This is a genomic window from Kribbella sp. DT2 (assembly GCF_049844575.1).
In the GTDB taxonomy this organism is placed as follows: domain Bacteria; phylum Actinomycetota; class Actinomycetes; order Propionibacteriales; family Kribbellaceae; genus Kribbella.
Map to the genome: position 1 here is coordinate 298,724 of NZ_JBNCLH010000007.1, position 24,373 is coordinate 323,096.

Annotated in this window: 21 protein-coding genes and 1 other RNA gene; 15 read left to right on the forward strand and 7 right to left on the reverse strand. The window is 69.5% G+C overall.

Annotated features, from left to right (window positions below):
- Positions 1-86 precede the first annotated feature (86 nt).
- The 5 genes from ACLQ2O_RS28865 (at position 87) to ACLQ2O_RS28885 (ending at position 6,508) form a co-directional block, all read left to right on the forward strand.
- Positions 87-1,721, forward strand: coding sequence for a glycoside hydrolase family 13 protein (locus ACLQ2O_RS28865; protein ID WP_425837231.1), 1,635 nt, complete (start codon positions 87-89; stop codon positions 1,719-1,721).
- Between the two features lie 251 nt (positions 1,722-1,972).
- Positions 1,973-3,106 carry a Nif3-like dinuclear metal center hexameric protein gene (locus ACLQ2O_RS28870; RefSeq protein ID WP_425837234.1) on the forward strand — a complete coding sequence of 378 codons (1,134 nt, stop codon included), beginning with the start codon at positions 1,973-1,975 and terminating at the stop codon, positions 3,104-3,106.
- A 79-nt stretch (positions 3,107-3,185) separates the two neighbouring features.
- Positions 3,186-3,899 (forward strand): zinc ribbon domain-containing protein, encoded by a 714-nt coding sequence (locus ACLQ2O_RS28875; RefSeq protein ID WP_425837236.1) that lies wholly within the window; start codon positions 3,186-3,188, stop codon positions 3,897-3,899.
- The gene (locus ACLQ2O_RS28880; RefSeq protein ID WP_425837239.1) at positions 3,896-5,020 is read left to right on the forward strand and encodes a bifunctional RNase H/acid phosphatase; all 1,125 of its coding nucleotides are present in this window, start codon (positions 3,896-3,898) and stop codon (positions 5,018-5,020) included. Before ACLQ2O_RS28875 ends, ACLQ2O_RS28880 begins: the two co-directional genes overlap by 4 nt.
- Positions 5,021-5,071: 51 nt before the next feature.
- Positions 5,072-6,508 carry an RNB domain-containing ribonuclease gene (locus tag ACLQ2O_RS28885; RefSeq protein WP_425837242.1) on the forward strand — a complete coding sequence of 479 codons (1,437 nt, stop codon included), beginning with the start codon at positions 5,072-5,074 and terminating at the stop codon, positions 6,506-6,508.
- On the opposite strand, the gene ACLQ2O_RS28890 is transcribed toward ACLQ2O_RS28885, so the two are convergent.
- Positions 6,497-7,048: a TetR/AcrR family transcriptional regulator gene (locus ACLQ2O_RS28890; RefSeq protein ID WP_425837244.1), complete on the reverse strand. Its 552-nt coding sequence runs from the start codon at positions 7,046-7,048 to the stop codon at positions 6,497-6,499. The two genes, ACLQ2O_RS28885 and ACLQ2O_RS28890, sit on opposite strands and share 12 nt — an antisense overlap.
- A gap of 61 nt (positions 7,049-7,109) precedes the next feature.
- Between ACLQ2O_RS28890 and ACLQ2O_RS28895 the strand changes: the two genes are divergently transcribed.
- The 3 genes from ACLQ2O_RS28895 to ACLQ2O_RS28905 are packed head-to-tail and all read left to right on the forward strand — an operon-like array spanning position 7,110 to position 8,701.
- Positions 7,110-7,610, forward strand: coding sequence for a GNAT family N-acetyltransferase (locus ACLQ2O_RS28895; RefSeq protein ID WP_425837247.1), 501 nt, complete (start codon positions 7,110-7,112; stop codon positions 7,608-7,610).
- Positions 7,611-7,661: 51 nt separating this feature from the next.
- Complete coding sequence (locus ACLQ2O_RS28900) at positions 7,662-8,228, forward strand: TetR/AcrR family transcriptional regulator (RefSeq protein ID WP_425837250.1); 567 nt, start codon at positions 7,662-7,664, stop codon at positions 8,226-8,228.
- 2 nt (positions 8,229-8,230) lie between these two features.
- Entirely contained in the window at positions 8,231-8,701 is a 471-nt protein-coding gene (locus tag ACLQ2O_RS28905) for a hypothetical protein (protein WP_425837253.1), read from the forward strand.
- A gap of 1 nt (position 8,702) precedes the next feature.
- On the opposite strand, the gene ACLQ2O_RS28910 is transcribed toward ACLQ2O_RS28905, so the two are convergent.
- From ACLQ2O_RS28910 to ACLQ2O_RS28920, 3 genes are all read right to left on the reverse strand, one after another.
- The gene (locus tag ACLQ2O_RS28910) at positions 8,703-9,398 is read right to left on the reverse strand and encodes a hypothetical protein (protein WP_425837255.1); all 696 of its coding nucleotides are present in this window, start codon (positions 9,396-9,398) and stop codon (positions 8,703-8,705) included.
- 89 nt (positions 9,399-9,487) lie between these two features.
- A complete protein-coding gene (locus tag ACLQ2O_RS28915; RefSeq protein ID WP_425837257.1) occupies positions 9,488-10,144 on the reverse strand; it encodes a VOC family protein in 657 nt (218 codons plus the stop codon).
- A 20-nt stretch (positions 10,145-10,164) separates the two neighbouring features.
- On the reverse strand, positions 10,165-10,908 hold the full coding sequence (locus ACLQ2O_RS28920) for an AraC family transcriptional regulator (RefSeq protein WP_425837260.1): 744 nt from the start codon (positions 10,906-10,908) through the stop codon (positions 10,165-10,167).
- Positions 10,909-10,959: 51 nt separating this feature from the next.
- On the opposite strand from ACLQ2O_RS28920, the gene ACLQ2O_RS28925 reads away from it, so the two are divergent.
- The gene (locus ACLQ2O_RS28925) at positions 10,960-12,108 is read left to right on the forward strand and encodes an MFS transporter (RefSeq protein ID WP_425837262.1); all 1,149 of its coding nucleotides are present in this window, start codon (positions 10,960-10,962) and stop codon (positions 12,106-12,108) included.
- On the opposite strand, the gene ACLQ2O_RS28930 is transcribed toward ACLQ2O_RS28925, so the two are convergent.
- The 3 genes from ACLQ2O_RS28930 to ACLQ2O_RS28940 form a co-directional block, all read right to left on the reverse strand.
- Entirely contained in the window at positions 12,090-12,500 is a 411-nt protein-coding gene (locus ACLQ2O_RS28930; RefSeq protein WP_425837264.1) for a hypothetical protein, read from the reverse strand. The genes ACLQ2O_RS28925 and ACLQ2O_RS28930 overlap by 19 nt on opposite strands.
- Before the next feature lie 98 nt (positions 12,501-12,598).
- An RNA gene (rnpB, locus tag ACLQ2O_RS28935) (RNase P RNA component class A) lies at positions 12,599-12,998 on the reverse strand.
- A gap of 9 nt (positions 12,999-13,007) precedes the next feature.
- Positions 13,008-13,376, reverse strand: coding sequence for a DUF952 domain-containing protein (locus ACLQ2O_RS28940; protein WP_425837267.1), 369 nt, complete (start codon positions 13,374-13,376; stop codon positions 13,008-13,010).
- 173 nt (positions 13,377-13,549) lie between these two features.
- On the opposite strand from ACLQ2O_RS28940, the gene ACLQ2O_RS28945 reads away from it, so the two are divergent.
- The 6 genes from ACLQ2O_RS28945 to ACLQ2O_RS28970 all read left to right on the forward strand — a co-directional run bounded on the left by ACLQ2O_RS28945 (position 13,550) and on the right by ACLQ2O_RS28970 (position 24,351).
- Positions 13,550-16,372: a fascin domain-containing protein gene (locus ACLQ2O_RS28945; RefSeq protein WP_425837270.1), complete on the forward strand. Its 2,823-nt coding sequence runs from the start codon at positions 13,550-13,552 to the stop codon at positions 16,370-16,372.
- Positions 16,372-19,176, forward strand: a complete 2,805-nt coding sequence (locus tag ACLQ2O_RS28950; RefSeq protein WP_425837272.1) for a carbohydrate-binding protein — start codon at positions 16,372-16,374, stop codon at positions 19,174-19,176. The genes ACLQ2O_RS28945 and ACLQ2O_RS28950 overlap by 1 nt, the downstream gene beginning before the upstream one ends.
- A 9-nt stretch (positions 19,177-19,185) precedes the next feature.
- Complete coding sequence (locus tag ACLQ2O_RS28955; RefSeq protein ID WP_425837275.1) at positions 19,186-20,316, forward strand: ThuA domain-containing protein; 1,131 nt, start codon at positions 19,186-19,188, stop codon at positions 20,314-20,316.
- Positions 20,317-20,412: 96 nt separating this feature from the next.
- Positions 20,413-21,987, forward strand: coding sequence for an alkaline phosphatase D family protein (locus ACLQ2O_RS28960; protein WP_425837278.1), 1,575 nt, complete (start codon positions 20,413-20,415; stop codon positions 21,985-21,987).
- A gap of 55 nt (positions 21,988-22,042) precedes the next feature.
- On the forward strand, positions 22,043-23,521 hold the full coding sequence (locus ACLQ2O_RS28965; protein ID WP_425837281.1) for a S10 family peptidase: 1,479 nt from the start codon (positions 22,043-22,045) through the stop codon (positions 23,519-23,521).
- A complete protein-coding gene (locus tag ACLQ2O_RS28970) occupies positions 23,518-24,351 on the forward strand; it encodes an aminoglycoside adenylyltransferase domain-containing protein (RefSeq protein WP_425837284.1) in 834 nt (277 codons plus the stop codon). The genes ACLQ2O_RS28965 and ACLQ2O_RS28970 overlap by 4 nt, the downstream gene beginning before the upstream one ends.
- Positions 24,352-24,373 lie beyond the last annotated feature (22 nt).

Below are 24,373 nucleotides of genomic sequence, written 5' to 3' on the forward strand. Positions count from 1 at the left end.
TCTTGACCTCCTCGTGGACCGCCCGCACAATACTACAGATTCTAAATTTAAAGTCTATATAAACCGGTACCCAGAGTGAGGCTCTCTTGACTACTTACGCCCAGGAGACGAGCGCTGCCGACTGGTGGCGGCAGGCGGTCGTCTACCAGGTCTACCCGCGCAGCTTCGCCGACTCCGACGGTGACGGCATCGGCGACCTGCAGGGAATCATCAGCCGGGTCCCGTACCTGACGTCGCTCGGCATCGACGCGGTCTGGCTGAGCCCGTTCTACCCGTCCGCCCTGGCCGACGGCGGGTACGACGTGGACGACTACCGCGACGTCGACCCGCGGCTCGGCACGCTCGCCGACTTCGACGAGCTGGTCGGCATGCTGCACGACAACGGCATCAAGCTGATCGTCGACATCGTGCCGAACCACAGCTCCGACCGGCACGAGTGGTTCCAGGAGGCGCTGGCCGCGCCGAAGAACTCGCCCGAGCGCGACCGGTACATCTTCCGCGAGGGCGACGGCGACCAGCCGCCGTCGGACTGGGACTCGGTCTTCGGTGGGTCGGCGTGGGCGCAGATCCACGACGGCCAGTGGTACCTGCACCTGTTCGCCGCCGAGCAGCCCGACCTCAACTGGGACAACGACGAGGTCCGCGAGGACTTCGTGAAGACGCTGCGGTTCTGGTCGGACCGGGGTGTCGACGGGTTCCGCGTCGACGTCGCGCACGCGCTGAAGAAGGACCTGACCGAGCCGCTGCCGTCCAAGACCACGCTGCCCCGGCAGTCCGAGTCGTACGGCGTGCACCCGCTGTGGGACCGCGACGAGGTGCACGACATCTACGTCGAGTGGCGCAAGGTGCTGAACGAGTACGACCCGCCGCGGTCGGCGGTCGCCGAGGCGTTCGTACCGGCTGCTCGCCGGGCTCGGTACGCGAGCGCGGCCGGGCTGGGGCAGGCGTTCAACTTCGACCTCCTGCAGGCCGACTGGGACTTCGACAAGTTCCGTCAGGTGATCAAGGAGAACCTGGCGCTCGCCGACCAGAACGGGTCGTCCTCGACGTGGGTGTTCTCCAACCACGACGTCGTACGGCACGCCACGCGGTACGGGCTGCCCAGGGATCCCGACGGCGCCTGGCAGGACGGCAAGGCGTGGCTGCTGAGCAACGGCACCGAGCCGACGGTCGACGTCGAGCAGGGGCTGCGGCGCGCGCGGGCCGCCGTACTGCTGATGCTGGCGCTGCCTGGCTCGGCGTACCTGTACCAAGGTGAGGAGCTCGGGCTGCAGGAGGTCGGCGAACTGCCGGCAGCGAACCTGCAGGACCCGGCGTACTTCCGCTCCAAGGGCGCCGAGAAGGGCCGCGACGGCTGCCGCGTCCCGCTGCCGTGGACGGTCGGCGGTCTGTCCTTCGGCTTCGGCTCCGGCGGCTCGCACCTGCTCCAGCCGAAGTGGTTCGGCGGGTACTCGGTGGAGGCGCAGCAGAGCGACCCCGACTCGACCCTGAGCCTCTACCGCAAGGCTCTCGCCGTACGCCGTGGCCTGCAGACCGGCGAAGGCCTCGAGTGGGTCGACGGCGTCGAGTGGGCCCTCCACTTCCGCCGCCCCGGCGGCTGGCAGTCCATCACCAACTTCGGCGCCGCCCCCATCGAGCTCCCCGAAGGCGCGGTCGTCCTCTCCAGCGCCCCCCTGGAAGGCGAAAAGCTCCCCACCGACACGACCGCCTGGCTGATCTGAAGAGCCGCCCACCGCACCCACCAACCCGCCACCCTCGTGGGTTGGTGAGTGCGGTACCGCGAGCGCTGGACAGGTCGGCCGGCGAGGAAAGCGGCTGATCCCGGCGGGACCAGCTGATCCCGCGCTCGGGCGCGATGCGCCGCCAAGCGAAGCGAAGGCCCCGGGGCGGCCGCCCCATTCCTCCCACCATCGCCTCTCTTCCCACCCCGACCCCTTGGGGGTGGGGAGAGAGGGTGCGGCAGGATGGGTGGGTGGCGACGAGTCTGGGTGATGTGAAGGCGGTTCTGGATCGGCTCTACGACCCGGCGTGGGCGGAGAGCTGGGACGCCGTCGGGCTGGTGACGGGGGATCCGGAGCAGCCGGTGGGGAAGGTGTTGTTCGCGGTCGACCCGATGCGGGCGGTGGTGGACGAGGCGATCGACGGTGGGTTCGACCTGATCGTCAGTCACCATCCGTTGCTGCTGCGCGGAGTGAACAGCGTCGCCACGACAACGCCCAAGGGGCGAGTGGTACATGACCTGATCCGGAGCGGGACGGCGTTGATCGTCTGTCACACCAACGCGGACAACGCGAACCCTGGGGTCAGTGACGCGCTGGCCACCGCGCTCGACCTGCGAGACACCCGCCCGTTGAAGGCGATGCCGTCGGAGCAGATGGACAAGCTCGTCGTCTACGTGCCGATCGACGAGACGCAGCAGATGATCGACGCGCTCGCCGCGGCCGGCGCGGGGCGGATTGGCGACTACGACCGCGCGGCCTGGTCGACGACCGGCGAAGGAACCTTCCGGCCGCTCGAAGGCGCCAACCCGACGATCGGCACCGTCGGCGCGATCGAGGTCGTTCAGGAATCGCGCGTCGAGATGATCCTCCCGCGGCACCGCCGCCGTGCGGTGGTGGAGGCGATGCGGGCAGCACACTCGTACGAGGAGCCCGCGTACGACGTACTGGAGCTGGCGTCGCTGCCCAGTCAGCGCGGTGGCGGACGCATCGGGACGCTCGGGACGCCGCTGTCGCTGCGCGAGTTCGCCAAGACGGTCGACCGGGGACTGCCGAAGACCGAGCACGGCGTACGGGTCTCAGGCGATCCCGACCGGACCATCAAGACCGTCGCGGTCTGCGGCGGAGCAGGCGACTCCGAGCTCGACCGGGTCCGCGCGGCAGGCGTCGACGCGTACGTGACAGCCGACCTCCGGCACCACCCCGCGACCGAGGCCCGCGCGTACGCCGACGGCCCGGCGCTGGTCGACGTCGCGCACTGGGCCAGCGAGTGGCCGTGGCTGACCGACGCGGATCGACTCCTGGGCGCGGGCTTGGCAGAGCAGGGCAGTACCGTGGACACTCACATCTCGACGCTCCGCACGGATGCCTGGGACCTGCGCCTGTAGGGCCCGCCCGGAGAGCTGACAACTGAACGCAAGATCAAAGGAGCCGACCCTGAACGCCGAGCCCGCTGTCCAACGCCGGTTGCTGGACCTGCAGGATCTCGACCTGCAGCTGGATGTGGTCGCGACCAAGCGCAAGGCATTGCCCGAGCACCAGGCACTGGTCGACCTGGGTGCCGAGAAGTCGGTCGTCGACCGCGAGCTGGTCGGTGCCGACACCAACGTGTCGGACCTGCGGCGCGAGCAGAAGAAGGCCGACAGCGACGTCGAGCAGGTCCGTCAGCGCAAGACCCGCAACCAGCAGCGGATCGACTCCGGCCAGGTCACCTCGCCGAAGGACCTGGCGAACCTGCAGCACGAGATCGGTTCGCTCGACCGCCGGATCTCCGACCTGGAGGACGCCGAGCTCGAGGTGATGGAGAAGCTGGAGGCGGCCGAGGTCGTCCAGACCGATCTGCAGAGCCGCGCCGAGGCGTTCGCCGGCCGCCAGACCGAGTTGGAGGGCACGCGCGACGCTGCGCTCAAGGAACTCGACGAGCAGCGTGCGTCGCTCGGCGACCAACGGTCGACCGCCGCCGCCGAGCTGCCCGACGACCTCGTCACGCTGTACCAGAAGCTCCGCGAGCGCAACGGCGGCATCGGCGCCGCGCCGCTGGTCGGCAAGCGCTGCATGGGCTGCCGGATGGAGCTGGCGCCGTCGGACCTGAGCAAGATCAAGGCGTCCGCGCCCGAGGTCGTCCAGCGCTGCGACGAGTGCGGCCGGATCCTGGTCAGGACGGCGGAGAGCACGGTATGACGTACACGCACGTCATCGTCGAGGCCGACGGTGGATCGCGGGGCAACCCGGGCCCGGCGTCGTACGGCGCGCTGGTCCGGGACCCGGCCACGGGTGAGGTGATCGCCCAGGCCGGGGTGACGATCGGGGTCGCGACGAACAACGTCGCGGAGTACAGCGGGCTGATCGCCGGGCTGGAGCTGGCCGCGGAGTACGCGCCGAACGCCTCGATCGAGGTCCGGATGGACTCCAAGCTGGTCGTCGAGCAGATGGCCGGGCGGTGGAAGGTCAAGCACCCGGACATGAAGCCGCTGGCGATGAAGGCGCAGTCGCTGGCGCCGTTCGGGACCGAGTGGACCTGGGTGCCGCGGGCGCAGAACGCGGCCGCCGACACGCTCGCGAACATGGCGCTGGACGGCAAGCCGGTACCGCTGAAGCCGGCCGAGAACTCGGCCGCCCCGGTGGTCACCGAGGTGTCGGAGCTCGGCAAGGCGATGTCCGGCTGGGGCGGCGTACAGACCGAGCCGCCGACGCGGCTGATCTTCCTGCGGCACGGCGAGACGGCGCACACGGTGGACAAGCGCTTCTCGGGTTCGGGCGGGGACGACCCGGGGCTGAGCGAGATCGGGCGCGAGCAGGCCGAGGCCGCGGCGCAGTACATCGCTGGGCTCGGTCCCATCGACGCGGTGATCGCGTCGCCGATGCTGCGCACCCGGCAGACCGCGGCCGCGGTGGCCGAGCGGCTGGGTCTCGAGGTCGAGGTGCGGGACGCGTGGGTCGAGTGCTCGTTCGGCGACTGGGACGGGCACACCTTCGCCGAGGTGCAGGAGAAGTGGCCGGACGCGCTGAACGCCTGGCTCGGGTCGACCACGGTCGCGCCGCCCGGTGGCGAGTCGTTCGACGCGTGCGCGCGGCGGGCGCGGACCGCGCGGGACGCCGTACTGACGTCGTACCCGGGCAAGACCGTCGTCGTGGTCACGCACGTGACGCCGATCAAGCTGATGGTCCGCGGCGTGCTGCAGGCGCCGATGGCGTCGCTGTTCCGGATGGAGCTGAAGCCGGCCACGGTCACCGAGATCAACTGGTACGCCGACGGCCTGGCCTCGCTGCGCGGCTTCAACGTGGTGCCGCCGCTAGTCTGAGGTCCACGCCGGTACGACGAAGTGCCGGGTCGTCGAGGACGGAGTGGTCGAGTGCCGTTGCAGAAGGTGCATTTCGCCGAGGACGTGCCCGAGGTGCTGCGGGCTTCGCTGCAGACGATCCGGCGTGAGCTCGAGGTGCCGGCCGAGTTCCCGCCCGAGGTGGTCGCCGCGGCCCTCGCCGCGAAGGACAACCCGCGGCTGCCGAAGCTGGACCGGACCGACCTCGAGTTCGTGACGATCGACCCGCCGGACTCGATGGACCTCGACCAGGCCCTGCACATCGAACGGGCCGGCGACGGCTACACCGTGCACTACGCGATCGCGGACGTCGCGGCGTTCGTGCAGCCCGGCGACCCGATCGACGTCGAGGCGCGCAAGCGGGGCGAGACGCTGTACGCGCCGGACAAGCGCACGCCGTTGCACCCGCCGGAGCTGTCGGAGGGCGCCGCGTCGCTGCTGCCCGACGCCGTACGGCCCGCGCTGCTGTGGACGATCACCGTCGACGCGTCCGGCGAGGGCACCGACGTCGTCTGCGAGCGCGCGCTGGTGAAGTCGCGCGCGAAGCTCAACTACGCCGGCGTGCAGAAGGACCTCGATGCCGGTACGGCGTCGGAGTCGCTGCAACTGCTGCGCGAGGTCGGCAAGCTGCGCGAGCAGCGCGAGCTCGAACGCGGCGGGGTCAACCTTCCGATCCCCGACCAGGAGGTCGTCACCGCCGACGGCCAGTGGACGCTGGAGTTCCGCGCGCCGCTGCCGGTCGAGGGGTGGAACGCGCAGATCTCCTTGCTGACCGGGATGGCTGCCGCGCACCTGATGATGTACGGCGAGATCGGGATCCTGCGGACGCTGCCGGAATCGCACGACGACCTGCGCCGCAAGCTGGAGAACACCGCGAAGGCGCTCGGGATCGAGTGGCCGGTCGGTACGTCGTACGCGGAGTTCATCCACGGGCTGGACCCGAAGGTGCCGGCGCACGCGGCGATGCTTGCCGCGTGCACCGTTCTGTTCCGGGGCGCGGGCTACACCTCCTTCTCCGGTGGGGTTCCCGAGAGCCCGGAGCACGCGGCGATGAAGTCGGAGTACGCGCACGTCACCGCGCCGCTGCGCCGGCTGGTCGACCGCTGGACCGGCGAGATCTGCGTCGCCCTGTGCGCGGACGCGCCGGTGCCGGACTGGGTGCGGGAGTCGATGGACGAGATCCCGAAGATCATGGAGGAGTGCGACCGCAAGGCGCACGCCTACGAACGCGCGATCGTCTCGATGGTCGAGGCCGCGCTGGTGCACGACCAGGTCGGTACGACGTTCGACGGCGTGGTCGTCGACGTGGACGACCGCGACCCGAACCGTGGGGTCGTCACGCTGTCCACGCTGGCGATCGAGGGCAAGGTCAAGAGTTCGACGCCACTGCCGCTGGGGCAGGCGGTGCGCGTGAAACTGGTCGACGCGGACATCACCAAGCGGACCATCGCGTTCGAGCTAGCGAACTAGTTGTTGCTCGACCGCTCTTGTCGTGCGGTCGAGGTCGCCGGTCGCGAGCAGGTCGAGCAGCGCGCCGCGGAGGAGCGCCAGTACGGCGGTCCGCCGGGCGCGGGCATGCTTGCTCTCGGCATCGGGTTGTGATGCCTCGAGCAACTCCAGCCAGTCGTCGACGGTGCTGCGCGCCCAGTCGCCCCACGGGCCGCCGGGGGAGACGAGCGAGCGGCCGTAGGCCTCGACCCAGAGGTTCATCAGGGGACGGTGCTCGGGAGCGGACAGCCAGCTCCACAGTTCCAGTGCGATGGCGTCGAGGCCGGGCTGTTCGTCGTACCGGAGTTGTTTCAGCAGGGCCAGTTCGTCGCTGCGCGCCCGGGTGAGCAGCGCGCGGATCAGGCCGTCCTTGCTGCCGAACAGGAACAGCAGCACCCGCGGGCTCGACCCGATCGCGGTCGCCAGCGGGCGCAGCGAGAGGTCGGCGAGGCCGTGGGTGAGCGAGTAGCTGTAGGCGAGCTCCAGCAGTTCCTGCTCCCGGGCGGAAGGGGCTGGCTTCATGGTCGGCACATCGCTAGTATCTCCTACTGAAACAGTCGTGTCAGTAGATCGGGTGGTGCAGATGTCCGCAGCAGTGATCCGTCCCGCCGACCGGCCCGGCGATCTCGGCTGGGTCGTCCAGGCCCACGGCGAGCTGTACGCCGCCGAGTACGGCTGGGGCGTGGCGTTCGAGGCGCTGGTCGCCCGCGTCGTCGCCGACTACGCCGAGCAGCACGACCCGATCCGCGAAACCGCCTGGATCGCCGAGGTCGACGGCGAACGCGCCGGCTGCATCTTCTGCGTCCAGGGCCCCGACGAGTCCACCGCCAAACTCCGCCTGCTCCTCCTCACCCCGGCCGCCCGAGGCCACGGCCTCGGCAGCCGCCTGGTCGACACCTGCCTCGCTTTCGCCCGCAAGGCCGGCTACCAACGCATGGTCCTCTGGACCAACGACCCCCTCGAAGCCGCCCGCACCATCTACCTCAACCGAGGCTTCACCCTCACCGGCTCCGAGCCCCACACCCTCTTCGGCAAAGGCCTCCTCAGCCAGTACTACGAACTGAACCTCACGGACGGACGGTAAGGTTTGCACACCATTACTAACAGTGTTAATAATGGTGTCGGAGGTGGCCGGATGTCGCGCAAAGCACGCGTCGATCGTGAGGGGATCGTTCGAGCCGCGCTCGAGCTGCTGGATGAGAAAGGGCCCGCGGGGCTCTCGATGAGGGCGTTGGGCTCGCGGCTCGGGGTGCAGGCGGCGTCGCTGTACAACCACGTTTCCGGCAAGTCGGAGCTGCGGCAGCTCGTCGCCGACGCGGTGTGGACCGGCGTCATCGACGGCCTCGACGGAGAGCTCGCCTGGCGGCCCTTGTTCGAGCAGCTCGCCGCGAACGTTCGAGCTGGACTGCGCGCCCACCCCGGAGCCGCCCAGGTCTTGGCGGTCACGAACATGTCGGCAGAGGTCTACGGTCCTGCCGTCCCGCTGGTCACACGGGCTTTCGCCCGGCTGGGCGTCGACGACCAGGACGCCCTGCTCGCGGTCTCGTCCCTCGGCGTACTCGCGGTCGGTCTTGCCGCGGCCGAGTTCGGCGACGCACCTCACGCCCCCGTCGCGCCACGGGAGTACTACGACCATTGGTTCGAGCTCGCGGTCGGGACTTTCCTCGACGGCGTCGCAGCTCGACTCGTCCCTGGAAGCTGACCATGCTCATCACCGCGATCGCGCTCGTCATCCTCGCCGACCTGTACTTCGTGATCACAACGCTGGTCGATCTGCGGCCGTTGAACAACATCACGGGGGCGACGCCCGCCGAGCGGCGTACCGAAGTGCTCATCAACGGCCCCATCATGCTGCTTCCCGCCGTCCTGCTGGCGCTCGCAGGCGGCCTGCGGCTGCCCTGGCTCGCCATGGTCGGCAGCGGGATCGAGCTGCTCGTCGTCCTCGGCGGGATCGCACTGTGGTGGCTGCCCTACCTCGCTGGGGTCACGGTGCCTTGGGCAACGGCCGGAACAGGGAGCAGCTGGGCCGAGATGCACGCGCGTACCTACGCGCGCACCGTGATCGTCGTGCCGAGGATCGGCGATCGCCCCCGGCCCAACCTCGAGCACATGGTCCTGCACGCGCTCGTTCTCGCCGCCGCTGTCGTCGGCTTCCTCGCAGCGACCCGGCTCTGAGCTAGTCGCCGACGGAGCCCGTGACGGACAGGGATGCGATCCGGAGTTGAGGGACCGTGGTTTGGCCGCCGATCTGGGTGTCGTAGGTGAGGGAGCCGGTGACGGTGACGCGGGCGGTGAAGAGGTCGTCCTCGACCAGGTTGGACAGAGCCGCTTCGGTGCCGGTGAGGATGACGTTGCTCGGGTAGTCGACGAAGCCGTACGACGGACGGTGCTTGATGCCGTCGACGTTGGCCCGGAACGTGTCGGTGCCGGTGGCCGAGTCGAACTGCGTGACCGTGCCGTAGAGGATCAGGTGCTCACCGACGTGGGAGTCGGGCGACTTCGCGATCAGTTTCCACTGGCGGGCTGAAATCTTCTTGTAGACAACGGGTTTGGGCTTCTGCGCGACGGTGGGCTTCGGTGTGACTGTCGGCTTCGGTGGCGCCGGTGTGGTGGTCGGTGCGGCCGTTGGCGTCGGCTGGGTTGTCGACGGCGGTGTGGCCGGCAGGCCCGAGGTGACCTCGACCACCTGCGCGCTGGTCGGATCCGGACCGGCCGGCTTGTTGACCGCGCTCTCGATGCTGCTGAGACCGCCGACGACCGCCAGTCCGCCGACGATGATCAGGACCACCGTTCGAGTGCGGAGCTTGCCAGGCGGCCGCTGCGGGTTGGTTGCTGGCTGTTGTCCGGGCATGCCGGAGTAAGGCTGTGACATGGTGCCCCCCTTGAATCCCCGAGCCCCCCTCGGGATTAGGGGTCACCGTAACGCTGCGTGCGGATGGTGACAATGGGTCGTGAGCGGTTTCAGCTGAGCGGTAGGAAGGTGAGGCGGTTGCCGTCTGGGTCGTGTTGGTCGGGGCCGGGGGTGATGACCTCGAGGGCCAGGTGGTTGACCGGGGTGGTGGTGGCGGGCCAGGTCGGGCTGAGTTTGAGGGTGTCCTGAGACGAGCGGAAGGTTTCCGGGTCGGTCTGTTGCAGGCCCAGGTGGGTGCCGTAGAAGGTGGTGGCCGCGGTCAGGTCGGGGGCGTCCAGGGCGATGTGGGACAGGCGGCGGAGGGGGCCGGTGGTGATGGGTGGGATGCGGAACTCTTCGGCGCGTTGGAGGAGTTCTACGCGGTTGCCGTTGGGGTCGGCGAGGAAGGCGAGGCGGCCCTGGCCGCTGCCGGCGATCTTGGGTGGGGTGAGCTCGGAGTAGCCGGCGGCGATCAGGCGGGCGTAGTCGCCGTCGAGGTCGTCGGTCATGAAGCCGACGTGGTTGAGACCGTACGTCGCGTCGGGCGCGGGGTTCTGGTTGTGGAGCAGCTCGATCAGCCCGGTGCCGAGCTGGAGGTGGACCCGGGTGACCTTCGGGCCCTCCATGAAGAGACGGTCGACGACCTGGGCGCCGAGGTCGGTGTAGAAGGCGAGGCTTGTGTCGAGGTCTTGGACAGGGCCGCCTACGTGGTTCAGTTCGTAGATCATTCCCGCATCATGGCAAGCGCTTACCGATGTCTGTCAAGGTGCTGGCCGGGAGTGTGGCCGAAGGTTCGGCGGAAGGTGTCGATGAACGCGCTCGGGGTGGACCAGCCACAGCGCAGCGCGACGGTCGTGACGGGATGCCCTTCGGCCAGCAGGATCAGCGCGTGGTGCAGCCGGAGCTGGGTGCGCCACTGCGGGAACGTCATCGCGAACTCGGACCGGAAGAGGCGGGACAGCGTGCGCTCGCCCGCGCCGACCGCAGCGCCGAGGGAAGCCAGGGTCTGAGGAGAGGCCGGGTCGGCGGCGAGGGTGGCGCAAACCGCCGACAGTCGAGGGTCAGTTGCTATAGGCAACTTCAAGGGCTGTTGCGAGGTGCGTTGCAGCTGGTCCAGAAGCACCGCCCGCAAGCGGTTGTGCTCGACGGGCGACCGTGCGTCGTCGGTGCAAGCGATGATGAGCTCGCGCAGTAGCGGGCCCACAGCAAGCACCGCGGGCGCTGACAGCTCCAACGGGTTCTCGGTGAGCCCGACCAGGTAGAGATCCGTCCGACCGTAAGCACGATGCTGGTGAACAGTCCCCGCCGGCACCCAGATCGCCCGGTCCGCGGGCGCGATCCAGTGGCCCCGGCCGGTCGCGACGGCGAGCACGCCGCGGGCGGCGTACGCGATCTGGTGCTCGTCGTGCCGGTGCGCGTCGATGCCCGCGCCGGCGTCCAGGCGGCGCAGGACGGTCGGGGCGATCGGCTGGTGGCGGGTTGGCGACATCATCCGGCAGATTATCGGAAGCCGGACAACAGCACACCCACAAGACTAGGGCCGGTGAAGAGGCTCCCCACCGTCCTGCTCGCGACCGGTCACGGCAGCGTCGACCTCTACCAGGGCATCGTCCCGGTCCTGGTCCCGGTCCTGGTCCCGTTCCTGGTCGCCGAGCGCGGCTACGACTACGTCGCGGTCTCCGGCTTCGTCCTCGCCGCGACCCTGCTGTCGTCGGTGGTCCAGCCGCTGTTCGGCCTGCTCACCGACCGCTGGTCGATGCCCTGGCTGCTCCCGGTCAGCATGCTCGGCACCGGAGCCGGTACGGCGCTGGTCGGCCTCACCGACGACTACCTGCTCACGCTGCTCGCGATCGCGCTCACCGGAGTCGGCGTCGCGGCGTACCACCCCCAAGCAGCCCGTACGGCGCGCGCGGTCACCGGCGGCGGCCACATCGGCATGAGCTGGTTCTCCCTCGGCGGCATCGTCGGCTTCGCGCTCGCACCGGTCGTCGTCGTACCGCTGCTGCACGCGGGCGGCCTCGAGGCGACCCCGGCGCTGATGATCCCCGCGGTCGTCGGCGCGCTGATCACGCTTCCGCTGCTGCGCAAGGGCGCGGCGCCGAAGACCACTCGGCGCCCGGGCGCCGACGACTGGCGGTCCTTCGCCCGGCTCACCACGATCATCGTGCTGCGTTCGATCGTGTACGTCGGGCTGACCACGTTCGTCGGGCTGTACCTCGGCCAGCGGCTGGACCTGTCCGCGACCGGAAGCTCCGCGGTCCTGGTGGTCCTCTTCGGCGGTGGCGTCGTCGGGACCTTGCTCGGCGGCCGGCTCGCGAACCGGTGGGGCAGGCTGCCGGTGATGCGGGTCGCCTATGGCACGGCGGCGGTGGGGCTGGCCGGGCTGACGTTCGTGCCCGGGTTCGTGATGCTCGGGTTCGTGGTGGTGACGGCGATTGCCTTGTCGGTCCCGTTCTCGCTGCACATCACGCTCGGCCAGGACTACCTGCCGAGCCGAGTCGGTACGGCGAGCGGCGTCACGCTCGGCTTGGCGGTGAGCGCCGGCGGGATGGTCGCCCCGGCGCTCGGCGCCCTCGCCGAGACGACCTCGCTGCAGACCGTGCTCGCCGTACTGATCGTGCTCCCGGCGATTGCCGGCCTGCTCGCCCGACGCCTGGCCGAGCCCGCGGCCGATCAGATGACCGTCGTGTAGATGTTCACCTTCGCCTGAGCGCCGATGAACGGGTTGTTGACCACCCACAGCTCGCCCGCCGCGTTCTCCGGTACGTCGAAGTCGCAGTACGCCCAGCCGCCGTCCGCTCCGAGGCGGTTGAAGCACTCCCGGTACCAGTACGCCCCGGGCAGCTTGCTCTTGATCGTGGCGCCGGCGGGTTCTCCGTTCGCCTTGGTGTCCTTCACCCACATACGGTCGCCGTACTCGGCGAAGCACGCCTTCGCTCCGGTCACCGACACGCACCAGACGCCGAAGCCCTCCGGAGGCGGTGGGCCGCTCGGGCTGGAGGCGGACGCCACGGTGGTCGTCGCGGTGGCGACGAGTACGACGGCGGCGGGAACTGCGAGCAGCGCGCGGGTCAGCCTGTTCATGGACATCCTCAGCTTGTCGATTGCCGTGCGACGATCCCCGGCATTCAAGCACATCCATTGGCGGCCAATACATCGGCCGCCGCTCAGGGCCGCTGAAGGGAACGGGTCGGTCTGTAAGCCGGATTCTGTAGTCGGTGATCATCCATCTACGGCTGCCGTTGCCGGCAGTCTCCAGCGGCCTACCCGCGAGCTCGGGCGGGCAGCCCTCGAACGCTCGCGCGAACGCCGGTTGCCCGGCGTCCTTCTTGGCCTTGCTCCACGTGGGGTTTACCTAGCCTCCGCAGTCACCTGCCGAGCTGGTGGTCTCTTACACCACCGTTTCACCCTCACCCGCACCTGAACGAACCACGGGGTTCGTTCAGGCCGCTGGCGGTCTGTTCTCTGTGGCACTGTCCCGCGGGTTTCCCCGGGTGGGCGTTACCCACCACGCTGCCCTGTGGAGTCCGGACTTTCCTCGGCGCGCACCGGAGTGCGCGACGCGATCACCCGACCGACCCGTTCCGCCGATCAGGATACGGCCTGCGGCGACACTTCGGGCCAGCGGCCGTCGGGCCCGCGCTCATAAGCCAGTACGCCGACCACGGCGTCCAGGTTCAGTGGGCCGTAGATGTGCGGGAACGTCGTCCCGCTGCCGTCCAGGTCCTCGTCGCACAGTGCCGAGACGAGCCGCTCGGTGTCGATCACCAGCAGCAGCAACGGCGTCTCGACGTCGGTGTAGAAGCTGTTCGCGACCCCATCGACCTGCTCGCAGCGGGACGCGTGGATGAAGGTCGCCCCGTCGTCCAGCGATGTACCGCGGGTCGACCTCCGGTACGCGCCGGCTGCCTGAGCAGCGGCCCACTCGTCGGAGAACGCGATGTGCAGGATCCTCGCCATGCCCAGAGATTAGCGACCGTACGGCGTCCCGCCGCGACCCGGTCGACGGTGTCGGAAGTTCCGGAACCGGTGAGGGATTGACAGCGGAGCGTGAAGCCAGAAAGATCCGATGTCTACCTCTGGTCCTCTCCGCCCCCAGGCCAGGGGTCCGCTCCTTCTCCAGGAGAGATCCGATGAACACCCTCCTGCGATCCCGCCTGCCCAAAATCTTGCCGGCGATAGCCTTACTTGCCGGGCTGATCGCGAGCGGCGGGTCCCCACCCGCCATCGCCGCGCCCGGCACCACCGCCTGGCAGAACGGGTCCTTCGTCGTCGACACCCCGAACCTGGTGCGCCGCTCCGACATCGTGCTCGGCCGGGCCAACGCGGCCCCGGCCGAGTCGCTCCCGCTGGGCAACGGCGCCCTCGGGGCCGCGGTCTGGTCGGCCGGCGGCTTCACCGCGCAACTCAACCGCACCGACACGTTCCCGGGCCGCAAGTCGCTCGGCCACGTGGTCATCCCCGGCCTGGCCCGGATGACCGGAGCGGCCGACTTCACCGGCCGCCTCGACCTGTACGACGGGATGCTGCGCCAGTCCGGCGGCGGCATGACGCTGACCGCGTTCATCCGCGCCGACACCCAGCAACTGGTCGTCGACGTGACCGGCGCCGATCCCAACGCCACCCAGACCGCCCAGGTCAAACTCTGGTCGCCCCGGACGCCGACCGCCCGGGCCTCCGGATCCGTTGCCGCCCTGGCCGAAACCTGGGTCGACAACCAAGGCGCCGGGGTGTCGGGCCGGACCTTCGGCTCGCTCGCCGGTCTCACGGCCGGCGGCCGCAACGTGGTCGCCTCGACGCCCAACAGCTTGACCGGCCAGGTCGCCTTCCAGCCCAACGCCGACGGCTCGTTCCGGGTCGTCGTCGCGGCACCGACCTGGACCGGCGGCGACTCGATCGCCACCACCAACGCCGTACTGAACGGTGCTGCGACGCGTCCTGCCTCCGAGGTGCGCTCAGCGCATCTGCAGTGGTGGCACGACTACTGGCAGAAGGCCGGGCTGATCAAGATCAGCTCGACCGACGGCACCGGTGACTACGTCGAGAACCTGCGGACCATCTACCTGTACTCCGCGGCGGCTCAGAGCCGCGGGGTGCTGCCGGGGTCGCAGGCCGGGGTCGCCGACCTGTTCACGTTCTCGCAGGACAAGCGGGACTGGTACCCGTCGGGGTACTGGTTCTGGAACCTCCGGATGCAGGTCGCCGCGAACCTCTCCGCCGGGTTGCCGGCGCTGAACGATCCGATGTTCCGGCTCTACCGGGACAACCTGGACGCGATCGCATCCTGGACCAGTCAGCGGATGCCCGGCAAGCAAGGGCTGTGCGTGCCGGAGACGATGCGGTTCAACGGCAACGGCACGTACGACGGCGGCACGAGCAACGCGTCCTGCGACTCGATCATCGCCCCGACGTACAACTCCCTGACCGTGACCACCGGCGCCGAGATCGGCCTGTGGGTCTGGGAGCACTACCGGATGACCGACGACCCGGCGTTCCTGGCGGCGAACTACCCGCTGATCAAGGGCGCGGCGCAGTTCCTGCTCTCGCACGCGACGACCGGTGCCGACGGCAAGCTCCACACGTTCTCGAACGCGCACGAGACGCAGTGGGGTGTCACCGATCCGACGACGGACATCGCCGCGATGCAGGCGTTCTTCCCGGTCGCGGTGAAGGCGGCGCAGACCCTCGGCGTCGACAGCGCGCTGGTCGGCCAGCTCAATACGGCGATCCCGAAGATCCAGGCGCTGCCGCGCACCGACACGGCCACGCAGACCCAGCTGCTGACACCCGCGCAGGATGCCAACGGCAACACGATGATCGGCCTGTCCACTCAACCGACCGCGCCGAGGCACAACAGCGAGAACATCGGCCTCGAAGCGGTCTGGCCGTTCAACCTGATCGGCGACAGCAGTCCCCTGACCGCGGTCGGCCGTCGTACGTACACGGCGCGCAGCTACGTCAACGGCAACGACTGGAGCTACGACGCTCTGCACGCCGCGCGGCTCGGCCTGGCCGGCGACATGAAGACCGCGCTGCTCGCGGCCATCCGGCAGTACCAGGTGTACCCGTCCGGGATGGCGAGCTTCACCGCGCAGCCGGCGTTCGAGCCGTACATCGAGCAGTCCGGCGTCCTGGCCATCACCGTTCCGGAGTCACTGGCGACGGACTACGACGGCCTGCTGAGGATCGCGCCCGCCTGGCCGGCCGACTGGAGCGGTGAGGGAACGGTTGCCATCGGCCACAAGTCGAAGGTGCACGTCCAGATCGCCAACGGCTCGCCGACCACGGTCGCGATCAGCTCCGGGGCTGCCCAGCAGCTCGCCGTACGGAGTCCTTGGCCGGGGCAGAGCGTCACGGTTCTGGACGGTCAGACCCAGGCCGTCGTCGTACCGGCGCAGTCGAACGCCACCTTCACGATCCCCGCCCAGGCCGGGCGGTCCTACCTGGTGGAGAAGACCGGAACAGCCGTCCAGCCGTTCCAGGCTCTGTCCGGTACGCCGGCCACGACGGCGAAGCGCTACGACAAGGCAACGATCGGTCTGCCGAAGCAGAGCAGCGGCAACGGAACCGTTGCCCTGAAAGCACGGGCCAACGGCAAGTACGTCACCGCCGGGACCGGTACGCCGCTGATCGCGAACGCCACGACGATCGGCACCGCCCAGCAGTACGTGATGACCGACCTCGGCGGCGGTAACGTCTCGTTGCGCGCCAAGGCCAACAACCTGCTCGTCGCGGCCGACGACGCGGGCGCCGGACCGCTGCTGGCCAAGAACCAGAACGTCGGGTCCTGGGAGACCTTCCAGCTGATCCGCAACGGTGACGGCTCGGTCAGTCTCCGGGCCCAGGTCAACAACAAGCTCGTCTGCGCCGACAACGGCGGCGCCGCACCACTGATCGCGAACCGAGACGCGATCGGCCCGTGGGAACAGTTCGACCTGATCGAAGGAGTCGCGTGATGAGAAGGCCAATCGCCGTGCTGATCACGGCGGCTCTGATCGGTGCCCTGGGCGTCAGCGCCCCGGCGGCCGAGGCGGGGTCGACCATCCCGGCCGCCGACTACCAGCAGGTGTCGCTGGCCAGTGGTGCCAACGAGCTCGGCGAGGCGATGTCGCTCGCCGTGATGCCCAGCCGGTCGGTGATCCACACCGCCCGCGACGGCGCCGTACGGGTCACCGACGTCAACGGTACGACGACGCTCGCCGGCCGGCTGAACGTCTACACCCACGACGAGGAGGGCCTCCAGGGCGTCGCCGTCGATCCAGGTTTTGCGACCAACCGCTTCGTCTGGCTGTACTTCTCGCCCCGGCTGTCGACGCCGGACGGGGACGCGCCGACCGACGGCTCGCAGGCCGACTGGGACCGGTTCAAGGGCGAGCTGCACCTGTCGCGCTTCGTGCTGAAGACCGACAACACGCTGGACCTGGCCAGCGAGAAGATCGTGCTCCGGGTCCCGAACGACCGCGGCCAGTGCTGCCACGTCGGCGGTGACCTCGACTTCGATGCCGCGGGCAACCTCTACCTGACCACCGGCGACGACAGCAACCCGTTCCAGTCCGACAGCTACACGCCGATCGACGAGCGGACCGGCCGCAACCCGCAGTTCGACGCGCAGCGCACCTCGGGCAACACCAACGACCTGCGCGGCAAGCTGCTCCGGATCAAGCCGCAGGCCGACGGCACGTACACGATCCCGTCCGGCAACCTGTTCGCGCCGGGGACGGCGCAGACCAAGCCCGAGATCTACGCGATGGGCTTCCGGAACCCGTTCCGGATGAGTGTCGACAAACCGACCGGCATCGTCTACCTCGGCGACTACGGCCCGGACGCCGGCGTCACCAACCCGAACCGCGGGCCGAACGGTCAGGTCGAGTTCAACCGGATCACTGCCCCCGGCAACTACGGCTGGCCGTACTGCACCGGCACCAACGCCACGAACGAGACCTACAACGACTGGCAGTTCCCGAGCGGCCCGTCGGGTGCCAAGTACGACTGCGCCGGTGGTCCCACCAACAACTCGTTCCGCAACACCGGCCAGACCAAGCTGCCCCCGGCCAAGGCGGCCTGGATCAAGTACGGCGGTGACGCCGGCACCCCGCCGGAGTTCGGCGGCGGCTCCGAGTCGCCGATGGGCGGACCGGTCTACCGGTACGACGCCAACAACACCTCGCCGGTCAAGTTCCCGGCGTCGCTGAACGGCCGCTACTTCGCCGGCGAGCTCGGCCGCAAGTGGATCAAGGCGATCGAGGTGACCGGCACTGGTGGCGTCGGTGACATCGGCGCGTTCCCGTGGACCGGCACGCAGGTGATGGACATGGCCTTCGGGCCGGACGGCGCCCTCTACGTGCTCGACTACGGCACCGGCGCGAACAACCAGGCGCTGTGGCGGATCGAGTACAAGGGCAGCGCCAACCGCAACCCGGTCGCCAAGGCCGCCGCGACCCCGACGTCCGGTGGCCGGCCGCTGACCGTGGCGTTCTCGTCCGCGGGCAGCTCCGACCCCGAAGGCGGCGCGCTGTCGTACCGGTGGACGTTCGGTGACGGCGGTACGTCGACGCAGGCCAACCCGTCGTACACCTACAACACCGCGGGCACGTTCACGGCGACGCTGACCGTGACGGACCCGACCGGACTGACCGGTTCGGCCAACGTGCAGATCAGCGTCGGCAACACCGCGCCGACGGTGACGCTGCAGTCGCCCGCGGACGGGCAGCCGTTCTCGTTCGGCGACACCGTGCCGTTCCAGGTCGACGTCAGCGACCCGGAGGACGGCACGATCGACTGCAGCCGGGTGAAGGTCACCTACCTGCTCGGCCACGACGAGCACCAGCACCAGATCACCTCGAAGAACGGCTGCAGCGGTTCGATCGCCGTACCGGCCGACGGTGAGCACGACCCGGCCGCGAACATCTTCGGGGTCTTCGACGCGGAGTACACCGACAACGGCGGCGTCACCTCGCACAGCGTGCGCAAGCTCCAGCCGAGGCACCGCCAGGGCGAGCACTTCAGCGCGATGTCCGGGGTCGAGTTCGCGACGCACGCCGCGGCCGAGGGCGGCCGGACCGTCGGGTACGTCGACAACAACGACTGGGTCTCGTTCACGCCGTACGCGCTGAGCACGGCGACGTCGTTCAGCGCGCGGGTGTCGTCCGGCGGCCCCGGCGGCACGATCGAGGTGCGGGCCGGTTCCGCGACCGGCCGGCTGATGGCGACGGTGCCGGTGGCCAACACGGGCAACTGGGACACGTTCACCCACGTCTCGGCCAACCTGAGCAACAAGCCCGCCGGTACGACGACGCTGTTCCTGGTCTTCAAGGGCGTCACGGGCAACGGCAACCTGTTCGACCTGGACGCGTTCACGCTGGCGACGTCGGGCTCGACCGGTACGACGCGTGAGGGCGAGGCGTTCAGCTCGCAGTCCGGCGTACAGGTGGCTGCGCACGCGGGTGCCAGTGGTGGGCAGACGCTCGGCTACATCGACAACGGCGACTGGGCCGGGTACTCGACGGTGAGCACAACCGGTCTGAAGTCGTTCAGCGCCCGGATCTCGTCGGGCGGTCCCGGCGGGACCATCCAGGTGCGGTCGGGGTCTGCGACGGGCACACTGCTCGGCTCGGTCGCCGTACCGAGCACTGGCGGGTGGGAGAACTTCCAGACCGTCTCCACCGCGCTGACCGGCAACGCGACCGGGCCGCTGTTCCTGAGCTTCACCGGCGGCGCGGGCGCGCTGTTCGACGTCGACACCTTCACCGTCACTTCCTAGGGAGCTGTCATGACTACATTCACGCGACGTGCGGCTTTGCTGACCGGTGGAGCGCTGGTGGTTGGCGGCCTGCTGCCCTGGCAGACGGCTGCTGCCGCGCCGTACCAGGTGCTGGTGTTCAGCAAGACCGCCGGCTTCCGGCACGACTCGATCCCGGCCGGCATCCAGGCGATCCGGGAGCTCGGCACGGCGAACGGCTTCACTGTGACGGCTACTGAGGACAGTGCGGTCTTCACGGCGTCGCAGCTGGCGGCGTACAAGGCTGTGGTGTTCCTGAGCACTACGGGCGACATCCTCAACGCTGCGCAGCAGGCAGCCTTCGAGGGCTACATCAACGGCGGTGGCGGGTACGTCGGAGTACATGCGGCGGCTGACACCGAGTACGACTGGCCCTGGTACGGGCAGCTGGTCGGGGCGTGGTTCCACAGCCATCCGGCGATCCAGCAGGTCACTGCACGCGTCGAGGACCGGACGCACGTGTCGACCTCGCACCTGGGGACCACCTGGGTGCGGACCGACGAGCTGTACAACTACCGGACCAACCCGCGGCCGAACGTGCGGGTGCTGATCAACCTGGACGAGTCCACCTACAGCGGCGGCAACATGGGCGACCACCCGATCGCCTGGTACCACGCGCAGGGCTCGGGCAGGTCGTTCTACACCGGCTTCGGCCACACCATCGAGTCGTACGCCGACCAGGCGTTCCGGCGGCACCTGCTGGGCGGCATCCAGTACGCCGCTGGGGCTTCGTCCACGCCTCCCGTGACCCAGATCCAGGGGGAGGCGTTCACATCGCAGTCCGGCGTACAGGTGGCTGGGCACGGGGGCGCCAGTGGTGGTCAGACGCTGGGGTACATCGACAACGGTGACTGGGCGGGGTACTCGCAGGTGAGCACGGTCGGCCGGACCGGGTTCACCGCGCGGATCTCGTCCGGTGGTGCCGGCGGGACCATTCGGATCCGGTCCGGGTCTGCTGGTGGGCCGGTGCTCGGGACTGTCGCCGTACCGGTGACTGGTGGGTGGGACAACTTCCAGACCGTGTCGACGACGCTGAACGGGTCGGGGAGCGGTCCGCTGTTCCTGACCTTCAGTGGTGGGTCGGGGTCGTTGTTCGACGTCGACCACTTCAGTTTGAGCTAGCTGGGGTGCCGGCGCTCGCCAGTGGCGGGCGCCGGCACACCGTCCCGACACGCACTGGTCGGCCTCTGGTCACCTGGTCGCACTAGCGTCCTGGAGATGACTCCGCCTGATGCCGTCGACCGTCGTCGTTTCCTAGGAGCCGTTGGAGGTGTCGCCGGCCTGGCCGCGCTCGCGCAGCTGCCGGTCGGCCCTGCCGAGGCGACCCCGAGGCCCGGGGGAGGTGACTACCCGTTCACACTCGGCGTGGCCAGTGGGGACCCGACAACCAGTGGGGTCGTGCTGTGGACCCGGCTGGTGCCGGACCGGTTCGTGCCGGGTGGTGGGATGCCGAACCGCAAGGTGCCGGTGCAGTGGCAGATCGCGCTCGACGCCGGCTTCCGCCGCGTCGTACGGCAGGGGGAGACGTGGGCCCTGCCTGAGCTGGCGCACTCGGTGCACGTGGAGGTCGAGGGGCTCGCGCCGGACCGGGAGTGGTTCTACCGGTTCAAGTACCGCTCGGACGTGTCGCCGGTGGGTCGCACGCGGACGGCGCCGGTGCGGACCGGTCGGCACGCGTCGATGAACTTCGCCTTCGCGTCCTGCCAGGAGTGGTCCAGCGGGTACTACTCGGCGCTGCGGCACCTGGCCGAGGAGGACCTGGACCTGGTGCTGCACCTGGGCGACTACGTCTACGAGGGCGGCATCCCGGCTGACGGGGGTTATCGGAAGACGCCGGTGCCCGCCGTACTGCAGGAGGCTCCGCGCGGCGTCGACCGGTGGCGGATGCAGTACGCGCTCTACAAGAGCGACCCGGATCTGCAGCGGGCGCACGCACGGTTCCCGTGGATGGTCACGTGGGACGACCACGAGGTGCAGAACGACTACGCCAACACCCAGTCGCAGTACGAGGGTGACATCACGGCGCTGCGTACCGCGGCGTACCAGGCCTGGTACGAGCACCAGCCCGTACGGCGCCCGGCCCGGCCTGTCGGCGAGGGGCCGCGGATCTACCGGCGGCTGCAGTGGGGCGACCTCGCGCAGTTCGACGTAGTCGACGGGCGGCAGTACCGCAGCGTGCCGCCGTGCGGGTGGGGCGAGGCGGACGCCTGCACCGGCGGCTACGACCCGTCGATCACCATGCTCGGCAAGACCCAGGAGAAGTGGCTGTACGACGGACTGAAGCGCTCGCGGGCGCAGTGGGACGTGCTGGCCAGCAACGTGATGGTCGGGCGGCTCGACCACGACGGTGACGCCGGCGACCGGCTCTGGCACGACGCGTGGGACGGGTTCCCGGCAGCGCGGCAGCGGCTCATCGAGGCGTGGCGGACGGCGCGGACGCGGAACCCGGTGGTTGTCACCGGCGACTGGCACTCGACGTTCGTCAACGACATCCACGCGGACTTCGACCGTGCGGGGACGCCGGTGGTGGCGACCGAGTTCGTCGGGACGTCGCTGACCAGCAACGGCGACGGCGAGGTGTACGGGCCGTACTACGGGCCGATGATCAAGCACAACCCGCACATCAAGTTCTTCGACGGGGACCGGCGCGGGTACGTGCGGTGCTCGGTGTCGCGCGAGCAGTTCCGGACGGATCTGCGGATGGTGACGACGGTGAGCCGGCCGGACGCGCCGCGGTACACCTACGCGTCGTTCGTGGTGGAGGACGGGCGGCCGGGGGCGGTGAAGCTGTAGGGGCCTGTGGATATTCGACGACGCCGGGTTGCCTTGTTTTGTTAGTGTTCCGGGCATGGCAGCAGACGAGCGGGGACCTGAGGACGCGTCGGCATCGGGCGCGACCAAGCCGGTCGACGACCTGACGACGACGCAGCACGTGCTGACCGTGGGACGGCGGAAGCTGAAGTACACGGCGACCACCGGGCGGATCGTGCTGCGGCGCGAGGTCGTGACCGACGGCAAGTTCGACGGGCACCTGCCGAAGGCCGAGGTGTTCCTGACGTCGTACACGCTGGACGACGCGGAGCCCGGGACGCGGCCGGTGACGTTCGCGTTCAACGGCGGGCCCGGGTCGTCGAGCATCTGGTTGCACCTGGGGCTGCTCGGGCCCCGGCGCGTGGTGGCGGGGGACGCCGGGGAGCTGGCGCCACCGCCGTACGGGCTGGTGGACAACGTGGAGACGCTGCTGCAGGTGAGCGACCTGGTGTTCATCGACCCGGTGTCCACCGGGTACTCGCGCGCCGTCGAGGGCGAGAAGCCGGGGGAGTACCACGGGTTCACGCCCGACCTCGAGTCGGTCGGCGAGGTGATCCGGCTGTGGACCTCGCGGAACGGGCGCTGGATGTCGCCGAAGTTCCTGGCCGGCGAGTCGTACGGAACGACCCGCGCGGCCGGCCTGGTCGCGCACCTGCAGAACCGGCACGGGATGTACTTCAACGGCGTGATGCTGATCTCGGCGGTGCTCGAGTTCAGCACGCTCATCTTCGGTCCGGGCAACGACCTGCCGTACGCGCTGTTCCTGCCGTCGTACGCGGCGGCCGCGCACTACCACGGGCTGATTCCCGACCGGGAGCTTTCGGAGGTGCTCGCCGACGCCGAGCGGTACGCGGCCGGCCGGTACCCGAATGCGCTTGCCCAGGGCAACCGGTTGCCGGCCGACTACCGCGGTGAGGTGATCGAGAAGCTGGCCGCGCTGACCGGGCTGTCGCCGGACTACCTGGACCGGGTCGACCTGCGGATCGAGCACACCCGCTTCTTCGCCGAGCTGCTGCGTTCCCGGCGGCAGGTGATCGGCCGGCTGGACACCCGCTTCACCGGCTGGGACGCGGACTCCGCCGGTGAGGTGTCGACCGACGACCCGTCGATGCGCGCGATCATGGGGCCGTACACGGCCGCGCTGAACCACTACGTGCGCGCCGAGCTGGAGTACCTGAACGATCTGCCGTACGAGATCATCAGCGCCGACGCGGCGAAGGACTGGTCGTTCAAGGAGTTCGAGAACGACCACGTCACGGTCTCCGACCAGCTCGCCGAGGCGATGCGCGCGAACCCGCACCTGAAGGTGCACATCGCGTCCGGGCACTACGACTGCGCGACGCCGTACTTCGCCACCGAGCACACCGTCGCCCGGCTCCGCATCCCCGCCGAGCTCCGCGACAACATCGAACTCTTCTACTACCCGGCCGGTCACATGATGTACGTCCACGAGGAGTCCCGCCTGCAGCAGTCCAAGGACCTCGCCGCCTTCGTCCAGCGAGCCTCGAACCGGTGACCACCTCGTCCGCCGGGACGTCCGACGCTGCGCCCGCGCTGTCCGCCGCTGCGCCCGGGCTGTCCGACCTGCCGGAGCCGGTCAGGGAGAGTGTCGCCGCGTACCTGTCGCTGGTTGACGAAGCTCTGCCCGGTGAGGTGCTGGGCCTCTACCTGACGGGTTCGGTGCCGCTGGGCGACTTCCATCTTGGCTCCAGCGACATCGATGCCGCGGTGATCCTCGCGTCGCCGCTGACCGACCCCGAGCGAGTGCGAGCAGTCCACGAGGCGATGCCGCAGACACCGTCCTTCGACGCCACGTACCTGTCGGTCGACGAGCTGGCCCTACCGCCGGATCCCACGCGCACGGTCGTCTTCTACCAAACCGGCGAACTGCAGGCGGAGACTGGCGGGCCGATCTCCCCGGTCCTCTGGTCCGAGCTGGCCCGCCAGTCCATCGCCGTCCGCGAGGCACCAGGCCTGGTGGTGCACGACGACCACCAGGCGCTCGAGGAGTTCACCCGCACCAACCTCACGTCGTACTGGACCCCGAAGCTCGCCGAACTGGAAACCCACACCGCCGGCCGCCCCGACGACGAGGTCGCTCCCGCCTGGATCATGCCGTGGTTCGTCCTAGGCATCCCACGCCTGCACGCCCTCCTGACCACCGGCGCAATCGTCTCGAAAACCGAAGCCGGGCGACACGCCCTCCACCATTTCCCCGAGTACACCCCACTCATCACCCGCTGCCTCACCACCCGCACCGGCACCCCCGAAACCTTCACCATCGCCGACGTCGCCCCCACCCTCACCCTCTGCCGAGCCGTCATCACCAACGCCCTGGCCCGCTGATGCTCCACACCAACCACGCCAC